Origin of the sequence: Cellulomonas biazotea (assembly GCF_004306155.1) — a bacterium.
Taxonomy (GTDB): domain Bacteria; phylum Actinomycetota; class Actinomycetes; order Actinomycetales; family Cellulomonadaceae; genus Cellulomonas; species Cellulomonas biazotea.
The window spans coordinates 1-4202 of sequence record NZ_BIMR01000186.1 but is presented as its reverse complement, the minus strand read 5'-3'; the positions used below and the strand labels follow the sequence as shown (position 1 = coordinate 4202).

Below are 4202 nucleotides of genomic sequence, written 5' to 3'. Positions count from 1 at the left end.
CCCCCCCCCGCCGAGTTCGTCAGTCGCGGCCGAGTTCGCCGGCTGGAGCTGACGATCTCGGCACGGACCAGCGACCTCGACGGCCCCTCGGCAGGCGGCGATGCGGCCGACTCGGCGGGCGGGCGGGTGTGTCGGTGGGCGGTGGTTGTCTTCTCGGCGTGGACGACGCGATGACCAGCAGCAGGACCCGCACCGACGACCCGACGGCCCCCGCGATCGCGACGGTCACGGTGACCGTCGACCGCTCCCCCGTCGTCACCGCCGACGGGCTCGCGGACGTCGTCACGGGCCGCCCGGCGGACGCGACGACCCCGTTCCACCTCTGCTCGGCCGCGAAGGCACTGACGGCCGTCGGCGTCCTGCGGCTCGCGCGCGACGGCCTGCTGGACCTCGACGCGGACGTGCGGTCGGTCGTCGACGTCGAGGTCGCCGCGGGGCTGCCCGGCCCGACGCTGCGCCAGCTCCTGTCGCACCACGGCGGCGTCGTCGACGCCCCGGGGTCGTTCGAGCCCTCGCCACGGCGCGCGCCCTCGACATCCGACGTCGTCGCGGGCCGCACCCGCCACCACGACGGCCCGGTGCGCGTCACGACACCGCCCGGCGAGGCGTTCGCCTACTCCGACGCGGGCTTCTGCCTGGTGGAGCGCGCGGTCGAGGTCGTCACCGGCGAGGCCTTCGCGGACGCCATGCACTGGACGGTCGTCGAGCCGCTCGGCCTGACGGCGACGACGTTCTGGTCGGGCGAGCGGACCGCCTCCGCCGGCCGGACCGCGACGCTGACGCGGGTCGCCGCCTCCGCGAGCGCGGGTCACCACGCCGACGGACGCCGCGTCGAGGGCACCCGCGTGCACTACGCCGGGCCGGCGGCGTCGGGGCTGTGGTCGACGCCCGACGACGTCGCCGTGCTGCTCGCGGACCTGCTGCGCGCGTGGCGCGGCGACGACGGCGCGACGCTCCTCGACCCGGCGTCGGCCGCGCAGATGCTCGACGACCGGGACGGCACGGGCGTCGGGCTCGGCGTGTTCGTCGGCGGCGAGGCCGGTGCGCGGCGCGTCATGACGCAGGGCTGGGGCGTCGGCTTCCAGGCGAAGGCCCTCGCCGACCTGAGCGCGGGCCGCGCGGGTGCCGTGCTGCTCGCGCAGGACCCGGGCGTCCCGCAGGAGGAGTCGGTCGTCGGCCGCACGGTGCGCGACCTGGTCCTCGGGGCGGCCGCGTCAGCCGGGCGGTGACAACGGCCCCGCCAGCCAGGCAGAAGCGCCGGCCGCGTCGTCCTGGGGCCGGCGTCGTCCTGGGGCCGGCGACGTCCGACGGCCTCGCCGACGCCGGCGGTCAGGCGTCGCCCTCCTCGGACTCCTCCGGTCCCGGCTCGGGCTCCTCGGTCGGCGCGGGCGCTCGGCTCGCCGCGAGTGCCGCGTCGAACGCCGCCACGGTCGCCGCGTCGACGGTCCCCGTCGCCGGAACCCCGAGGTCGGTCTGGAACGTCATGACGGCCGTCGTGAGCTCGGGGGTCCACTGCCCGTCGACGGGTCCGTCCCAGTAGCCCGCGAGGTGCAGCGTCTGCTGCAGCGCGGTCGTCGAGACGAGCGCCGACTGCGCGGCGGCGCCGCCCTTCGCGGCCAGGTCGGCCTGCAGCGCGGCGTCGGTGGCCTTGTCGACGGTCCCGGTGACGGGCAGCCCGTGCGCCTCCTGCAGCGCCTCGACGGCGGCGACGGTCTGCGGCCCGTAGACGCCGTCGACCGGCCCGGGGTCGTAGCCGGCGTCGGTGAGCGACTGCTGCAGCGCGAGCGTGTACGCGGCGGCGGTCGCCTGCGCCTCCGCGAGCCGTTCGTCGTCCAGGCACCCGGACCCGCCGACGAGCCGCAGCCAGGCCATCTCCAGGGCGACCGCGGCGGCGTTGAACTGCTGCGTCGCCTGCACCAGCGGGGTGTCGGCGTCGATGCCCTCCTGCGCGGCGGTGAACTCCGCGTCGGCCTGTCGGACCCGGCCGACGTCGTCGGCGTCGGCGAGCGGCTCGGGCGTCCCGGGCGTGACCTCGGGGATCTCGACGTCCTCGCCCGCGGCCTGCTGCAGGGCGGCGAGGTTCGCGACGGCCTCGTCGAGCGCGAGCTGGGCCTCGACGGTGGCGCGACGCGCCTCCTGCGCGGACTCCCCGGCCGTCAGGACGTCGTCGCGCGGCTCTTGCAGGTCGCTGCCGCCCGCGACGACGTCCCCGACCGTCGGCGCGGTGTCGGTGAGGACGTCGCCGTACCGGTCGAGCGCGGTCACGTAGTCGACTGCGGCGGTGCAGAGCTCGAGCGACGCCTCCGACTCGCGGGCGTGCGCCTCGGCGAGCGCCTCCTCTCGCGCGGCGACCTCCCGCTCGGCCCGCTCGACGTCCGTCGGGGCGTCCTGGTCGTCGTCGCCGGGTCCGCAGCCACCGACGACGCCGACGAGCAGCGCCGCTGCCAGGACGACGACGGCCGCGCGTCGCCGGGACGCACCTGAGACTCGGACCGCGCTCATCTCCGACCTCCCCCTGCACCGGACGACGGGTCCCGCACCCGTCCCGCGCACCCGCCCGGCGCGCCGGGGCACGGCGGTCGTCGACGCAGGCGAGCAGTCCTGATGCTGGCCCTCGCGGGGACCGCCGTCCTCCACCGTGCCGGGTGATCTCGGGCCGTCGAGGCGCTCGACCTCTCACGTCCCGCGGGTTGACGACCGATGAACGGGAGATGAGACCCGTGCCCACCCTGACGCTGCGCGGCGAGCTGTCGCTCCGCAAGGACCGGCACTGGGTGACCGGCTACTTCTCGCTGGTCCTGTGCCTGCCGGCCGTGATGGTCGCGGTCACCGTCCCGTCGCTGCTCGGCAAGGGCGTCGTGATCGCCCTCGCCCTGTCGCTCGCCCTCGTCGGGTACGTGCGCGTGCAGTGCGCCCGCCAGCTCGAGCGCATCCTCGGGGAGTCGACGCCGATCCGGGTCGAGGCCCTGCACGAGGACGACGCGGAGGGTCCGGCCTGACAGCGTCCCAGCGTCGTCCGACGGTCGCCGGGGGACGTCCCCGGTGCGGCATAGGATCGCGCCTGAGCTCGTCACCACGCCCCGCGTGATGCCCCGGGCGGCGCCGACGCCGCCGCGGAACCCACCCCGAGAAAGCGACCCGCCATGCTGCCCACGACCCGTCGACCCTCCACGACGGCCCGCCGCGCGGCCGCGCTGGCCGTGCCGGGCCTGCTCGTGCTCGCCCTGACCGGGTGCGGAGCCCTCGACAGCCCGGCGGAGGCGCCCCGCGAGTCGCCCGGCGGCGAGGTCACCGAGGCCGCCGACGCGGACGTGTTCACCGTCGAGGTGGGCGACTGCCTCAACGGGAGCGCCGTCGGCGAGGAAGGCGCGCTCACCGAGTCGCTCCCCGTCGTCCCGTGCTCGGAGCCGCACGACGGCGAGGTCTACGCCGAGACCGAGCTGCCCGCCGGCGAGTTCCCGGGCGCCGACGCGCTCCAGGCGCAGGGCGACGAGTTCTGCGCCGCGCAGTTCGAGACGTTCGTCGGGATCCCCTACGACGACTCGGTCTACTACCAGTGGAGCCTGACGCCGACCGAGGAGGGCTGGGCGGCGCTCGACGACCGGGTCGTGCAGTGCGTCCTCGACACCGACGGCGAGCTCGTCACCGGGTCGCTGCAGGGCGCCGCGAAGTAGTCCGACCCGCGGTCAGGAGTCGGAGCCGCCGGAGTCGGAGCGGCCCCGGTCCTGCTGGCCGGGCATGTCGTCGGGCATGCCCGGCAGGTCGTCACGGTGCCCGAACGGCGCGCTGTCGCTCCAGCCCGGCCCGCGGTCCCAGTCCCAGTCGCCGCCGTTCTCGCGCACGACGACCGCGGCGACGACGAGCCACGCGATGGACGCGAGGACCGACAGGACGATGAGTGCCGCGCCGACGCACACGCTCGCGATGCCCCACCGCCGCGCGGACGCGGACTCGCGTCGGGCGCCCTCGACGTCGCCCGCACCGACCGCACGCGCGGCGCGGTGCGACGCGAGGAGCGCGACGATCGCGGTCGGCCAGAAGAGGATGACGGCGGCGATCACCCAGCCGAGCGGCGTCCGCAGCTCGGTGAGCGGCGGACGGACCGGCGCGCCGGTCTGCTGCGGAGGGCGCGGGCCCGCCGGGGGCGGCGGCCCGTGCGGCGGGACCGCACCGGGATACGCGCCAGGTCCGGGGGCGGGTCG

5 protein-coding genes are annotated in these 4202 nt (G+C 76.7%); 3 read left to right on the top strand and 2 right to left on the bottom strand.

Annotated elements, in window-relative coordinates:
* Positions 1-170 precede the first annotated feature (170 nt).
* Positions 171-1229: a serine hydrolase domain-containing protein gene (locus CBZ_RS12290; RefSeq protein WP_130781825.1), complete on the top strand. Its 1059-nt coding sequence runs from the start codon at positions 171-173 to the stop codon at positions 1227-1229.
* A gap of 100 nt (positions 1230-1329) precedes the next feature.
* Here the strand turns inward: CBZ_RS12290 and CBZ_RS12285 are convergent, their stop codons facing one another.
* The gene (locus CBZ_RS12285) at positions 1330-2502 is read right to left on the bottom strand and encodes a peptidoglycan-binding domain-containing protein (protein WP_130781824.1); all 1173 of its coding nucleotides are present in this window, start codon (positions 2500-2502) and stop codon (positions 1330-1332) included.
* A gap of 218 nt (positions 2503-2720) precedes the next feature.
* Here CBZ_RS12285 and CBZ_RS12280 point away from each other — a divergent pair, with 218 nt between their 5' ends.
* Both CBZ_RS12280 and CBZ_RS12275 read left to right on the top strand, forming a co-directional pair.
* Positions 2721-2999 carry a hypothetical protein gene (locus tag CBZ_RS12280; protein ID WP_130781823.1) on the top strand — a complete coding sequence of 93 codons (279 nt, stop codon included), beginning with the start codon at positions 2721-2723 and terminating at the stop codon, positions 2997-2999.
* A gap of 144 nt (positions 3000-3143) precedes the next feature.
* On the top strand, positions 3144-3674 hold the full coding sequence (locus tag CBZ_RS12275) for a septum formation family protein (RefSeq protein ID WP_130781822.1): 531 nt from the start codon (positions 3144-3146) through the stop codon (positions 3672-3674).
* Between the two features lie 12 nt (positions 3675-3686).
* On the opposite strand, the gene CBZ_RS12270 is transcribed toward CBZ_RS12275, so the two are convergent.
* On the bottom strand, positions 3687-4202 hold a 516-nt coding region (locus CBZ_RS12270), incomplete at its 5' end, for a CD225/dispanin family protein (protein ID WP_130781821.1).